The organism is Lentibacillus salicampi, assembly GCF_004565465.1.
Taxonomy (GTDB): Bacteria; Bacillota; Bacilli; order Bacillales; family Amphibacillaceae; genus Lentibacillus; species Lentibacillus salicampi.
Window position 1 is genome coordinate 1 of sequence record NZ_SRHY01000096.1, and the last position, 2,099, is coordinate 2,099.

The window sequence follows — 2,099 nt, forward strand, 5'->3', positions numbered from 1 at the left end:
AGGGGGGCTTCATGCTTAGATGCTTTCAGCACTTATCCTGACCACACGTAGCTACCCAGCCGTGCTCCTGGCGGAACAACTGGTACACCAGCGGTGTGTCCATCCCGGTCCTCTCGTACTAAGGACAGCTCCTCTCAGACTTCCAATGCCCACGACGGATAGGGACCGAACTGTCTCACGACGTTCTGAACCCAGCTCGCGTACCGCTTTAATGGGCGAACAGCCCAACCCTTGGGACCGACTACAGCCCCAGGATGCGATGAGCCGACATCGAGGTGCCAAACCTCCCCGTCGATGTGAACTCTTGGGGGAGATAAGCCTGTTATCCCCGGGGTAGCTTTTATCCGTTGAGCGATGGCCCTTCCATGCGGAACCACCGGATCACTAAGCCCGACTTTCGTCCCTGCTCGACTTGTAGGTCTCGCAGTCAAGCTCCCTTCTGCCTTTACACTCTGCGAATGATTTCCAACCATTCTGAGGGAACCTTTGGGCGCCTCCGTTACTCTTTGGGAGGCGACCGCCCCAGTCAAACTGCCTGCCTGACACTGTCTCCGGACCGGGTAACGGTCCTGGGTTAGAATGTCCGTACAGCCAGGGTGGTATCCCACGGATGCCTCCACGTAAGCTGGCGCTCACGCTTCGACGGCTCCCACCTATCCTGTACAAGCTGTACCAACATTCAATATCAGGCTACAGTAAAGCTCCACGGGGTCTTTCCGTCCTGTCGCGGGTAATGCGCATCTTCACGCATCGTATAATTTCACCGGGTCTCTCGTTGAGACAGTGCCCAAGTCGTTGCACCTTTCGTGCGGGTCGGAACTTACCCGACAAGGAATTTCGCTACCTTAGGACCGTTATAGTTACGGCCGCCGTTTACTGGGGCTTCGGTTCGCCGCTTCGCGCCCGTTGGCGCTAACGCTTCCCCTTAACCTTCCAGCACCGGGCAGGTGTCAGCCCCTATACTTCGCCTTTCGGCTTCGCAGAGACCTGTGTTTTTGCTAAACAGTCGCTTGGGCCTATTCACTGCGGCTCACTCGGTGTGAGCACCCCTTCTCCCGAAGTTACGGGGTCATTTTGCCGAGTTCCTTAACGAGAGTTCTCCCGATCACCTTAGGATTCTCTCCTTGCCTGCCTGTGTCGGTTTGCGGTACGGGCACCTGTGAACTTACTAGAGGCTTTTCTTGGCAGTGTGGAATCCGGAACTTCGGTACTCAATTTCCCTCCCCGTCACAGCTCAGAATTGCTGACCGGATTTGCCTGGCCAACTTCTTTACTGCTTGGGCGCACACATCCATCGGTGCGCTTTCCGTATCCTGCTGCGTCCCCCCATCGTTCAAACGCTCAACAAGGTGGTACAGGAATATCTGCCTGTTATCCATCGCCTACGCCTTTCGGCCTCGGCTTAGGCCCCGACTAACCCTGAGCGGACGAGCCTTCCTCAGGAAACCTTGGGCTTTCGGTGAAAGAGATTCTCACTCTTTTCTCGCTACTTATACCGGCATTCTCACTTCCAAACGCTCCACCAGTCCTCACGGTCTGACTTCGCAGCATTTGGAACGCTCTCCTACCATTGTTCGTCAGAACAATCCGCAGCTTCGGTGATACGTTTAGCCCCGGTACATTTTCGGCGCAGAGTCACTCGACCAGTGAGCTATTACGCACTCTTTAAATGATGGCTGCTTCTAAGCCAACATACTGGTTGTCTGGGCAACTCCACATCCTTTTCCACTTAACGTATACTTAGGGACCTTAGCTGGCGGTCTGGGCTGTTTCCCTTTCGACTATGAACCTTATCACCCATAGTCTGACTCCCAAGGATGCGTCTTCGGCATTCGGAGTTTGACTGAATTCGGTAACCCGGTGAGGGCCCCTCGTCCAATCAGTGCTCTACCTCCGGGACGCTTGCCTTGAGGCTAGCCCTAAAGCTATTTCGGAGAGAACCAGCTATCTCCGTGTTCGATTGGCATTTCACCCCTACCCACACCTCATCCCCGCATTTTTCAGCATACGTGGGTTCGGGCCTCCAGTCAGTGTTACCTGACCTTCACCCTGGACATGGGTAGATCACACGGTTTCGGGTCTGCGACCGTATACTCAGG

General features: G+C 55.1%; 1 rRNA gene. It reads right to left on the reverse strand.

The features are described 5' to 3' along the window. A 23S ribosomal RNA gene (locus E4U82_RS19435) occupies positions 1–2,099 on the reverse strand; the annotation flags it as partial.